The following is a 3,219-nucleotide window of genomic DNA, read 5'->3' on the forward strand; positions in this document are numbered from 1 at the left end:
CTCCCGTCTTTATCATGTGTACATTGTAATAGGCATCCCATAGTCCGTCTACAATCATCGCATCCTCAAATATTGTATTATCATATTTCAACCCAAACCGAGCGCCACGAACATAATAAGGCGAGTTGCTCATGTTCTCCATTCCTCCGGCTATCACGATCTGGTTGTCACCAGCCTTGATAGACTGAGCTGCTAACATCACAGACTTTAAGCCCGAACCACATACCTTGTTAACCGTAAAAGGGCTTATGCTATATGAAAATCCAGCCTTCAAAGCAGCCTGCCTTGCCGGGTTTTGCCCCAATCCGCAAGAGATCACGTTTCCCATAATTACCTCATCTACAGATTCTGAATTTATATTTGCCCTTCTAAGTGCTTCCTTGATTGTGATAGCACCAAGTTCGTTTGCAGATACTCCTAAAAAACCTTTTCCATATTTTCCAACCGGTGTCCTTACAGCAGAAACTATAACAGGATTCATAATGATACATAATTGAAATATCATTAATAAATTTTTCATTATCTAGATTTTGTCATTACTTTTATGAGAAAAGTTTATTTGGCAAAGTCATTATAAAGAATTCCTTAATAAATTAAGAGATATAATCGACAATTAACGAATATTAAAAACGATGAAATTATATATATAATAGTTATAATGGTTTATGGTGATATTATAATGGTTGGAATTTTGACATATGGATCTTATATCCCTAGGTATAGAATAAAAACTGAAGAAATAGCTAAGATGTGGGGTGAAGATGCGGAGGATATAAAAAATGGGTTGTATATCTACAGTAAAAGTGTTCCTGGCCCTGATGAAGATGCAGTAACAATTGCTGTAGAAGCCGCTAGAAACGCTTTTGAAAGAAGACAGGTTCATAATATTGGAGCGCTTTATGTGGGTTCTGAATCACATCCGTATGCAGTAAAACCATCTGCAACAATGGTTTCTGAGGCGCTGGGGCTTACACCGAATTTGACCGCAGCAGATTTTGAGTTTGCTTGCAAAGCAGGTACTGCAGCTATGCAGGCAGTGATGGGGCTTGTGACTTCTGGAATGATAAAAAATGGAGTGGCTATAGGCTCGGATACTTCACAGGGAGCACCGGGTGATGCACTGGAATATTCTGCAGCTGCTGGCGCTACAGCCTATGTAATAGGAACAGAAGATGTTATTGCTGAAATTAATAGTACTTTATCATTGACTACTGATACACCTGATTTCTGGAGAAGAGAAGGGCAACCGTATCCAAGCCACGGAGGCAGGTTCACTGGAGAACCAGCCTATTTTAAGCATGTGGTGGGGGCTGCTAAAAAAATGATGGAGCATATGAAAACTGAGCCTAAAGATTACACTTATGCAGTGTTTCACCAGCCCAACGGCAAATTTCCGAGCCGAGCTGCAAAGATGCTTGGATTTAAGGATGAGCAGGTGTCTGAAGGATTAATTGTACCGTATGTGGGAAATAGCTATTCAGCTTCCATGATGACCGGGCTCTCTGCAATACTCGACATTGCCAAGCCAGGAGATCGAATTCTGGCAGTAGCATTTGGATCTGGTGCAGGCAGTGATGCATTTGATATTAATGTAACAGAGCAGATGAAAAACTTTAAAAGAGAAAATGCAAAAGGCGTGAAAAAATATGTTAAAAATGCAGAATATATCAATTATTCAACATATGCAAAATTCAAACACAAGATAAGGATGGGTGAATAAAAATGAGAGATGTTGCAATAATAGGCGTAGGACAGACGAAATATGGAGAGCGCTGGGACATGTCTTTAAGAAAGCTGGCTGTGGAAGCAGGGTTGAAAGCGATAGAAGATGCGGGCATATATGCCAAAGATATCGAGGCAATATATGGTGGGAACATGAGTTCCAGTGCAGTATCTTTACAGGAGCACGTGGGTGCACTTATAGCTGATTATTCGGGATTATCTGGAATGAATATTCCAGCAATAAGGGTTGAATCTGCATCTGCGAGCGGTGCAGCAGCAATGCATGAAGGTTTTTTAGCAGTAGCTTCCGGCATGTATGATACTGTACTCGTTGGAGGCGTTGAGAAGATGACGGACATTGACGCTGACGAGATGACAGACTCATTGATGGGTGCAGCTGATCGAGAGTGGGAAGGGTTTGTAGGTGCTACATTTCCATCTTTGGCAGCAATGATGGCACGCAGGTACATGCATGATTACAAGCTTAAAAGAGAGCAAATGGCAATTTTTCCAGTTAACTCTCACAGAAACGCGTCTCTGAATCCGTATGCACATCTGAGAAACATCATAAAAATTGATGATGTACTCAATGCCACAATGGTATCTGAACCTCTTACGTTGATGGATTGTGCACCTATTACCGATGGTGCTTCAGCAGTTATATTGACGGCACTGGATAAAGTAAAAAGCGATTCTGTGATAAAGGTATCTGCATCAACTCACGCCTCTGACTATCTTTCTCTTCATAGCAGACCTTCAATCACAACATTTAATGCCACTGTAGAAGCTTCAAAAAAAGCCTATAAAATAGCTAAAAAAGAGCCTAAAGATATTTCATTGGCGGAAGTGCACGATGCGTTTTCAATATTTGGAGTGATGTCTATTGAAGATCTTGGATTTGTTAAAAAGGGGGCTGCAGGAAAGTTTCTTGAAGAAGAGCAGATAGGGTTTGATGGCAAACTGCCTATCAACACATCAGGTGGGCTAAAAGCCAAAGGGCATCCTGTGGGAGCTACTGGTATTGGCCAGATTGTAGAGGCGGTAACACAACTGCTGAAAAAAGCAGATAAAAGGCAGGTAAAAGATCCAAAAGTAGCATTGACAAACAATATTGGAGGTACTGGAGCAAGCTCTTTTGTACATATTTTGGAGGTGGTAAAATGAGTATGCCCAGAGCTTGGAGAGAGTTTGAACATAGATACACACTAGTAGGCACAAGATGTCCGTCATGCAAGAAAGTATATTTTCCACCCAGAGACGTTTGCCCAACCTGCCATCGTGAATCGATAGGAAAGATGGAAAAAGTAAAATTAAAACCTGAGGGTACAGTCTATTCTTTTACTGTAGTGCATCAGGACATTCCAGGGTTCAAAGAGCAAAAACCGTACATAATGGGGATAATAGAAATGGTTGACGGTCCTAAAATCACGGCACAGATTGTGGACATTGACCCTGATAAGGTAAGCATAGGCATGCCGGTTCGCGCGGTATTTCGTA

4 protein-coding genes are annotated in these 3,219 nt (G+C 41.1%); 3 read left to right on the forward strand and 1 reads right to left on the reverse strand.

What is annotated here, in order from left to right:
- Window positions 1–481: beta-ketoacyl synthase N-terminal-like domain-containing protein (locus tag QXQ25_04645; protein MEM0160994.1), on the reverse strand; the 481-nt coding region annotated here is incomplete at its 3' end.
- Window positions 482–679: 198 nt separating this feature from the next.
- Between QXQ25_04645 and QXQ25_04650 the strand changes: the two genes are divergently transcribed.
- The 3 genes from QXQ25_04650 to QXQ25_04660 form a co-directional block, all read left to right on the forward strand.
- Entirely contained in the window at window positions 680–1,720 is a 1,041-nt protein-coding gene (locus QXQ25_04650) for a hydroxymethylglutaryl-CoA synthase (GenBank protein MEM0160995.1), read from the forward strand.
- 2 nt (window positions 1,721–1,722) lie between these two features.
- Window positions 1,723–2,886, forward strand: coding sequence for a thiolase domain-containing protein (locus tag QXQ25_04655; GenBank protein MEM0160996.1), 1,164 nt, complete (start codon window positions 1,723–1,725; stop codon window positions 2,884–2,886).
- A partial coding sequence (locus QXQ25_04660) for a Zn-ribbon domain-containing OB-fold protein (protein MEM0160997.1) occupies window positions 2,883–3,219 on the forward strand: 337 nt, incomplete at its 3' end. The genes QXQ25_04655 and QXQ25_04660, both read left to right, overlap by 4 nt.

It is taken from the genome of Thermoplasmata archaeon (genome assembly GCA_038729465.1).
GTDB lineage: Archaea > Thermoplasmatota > Thermoplasmata > Thermoplasmatales > ARK-15 > JAVRLB01.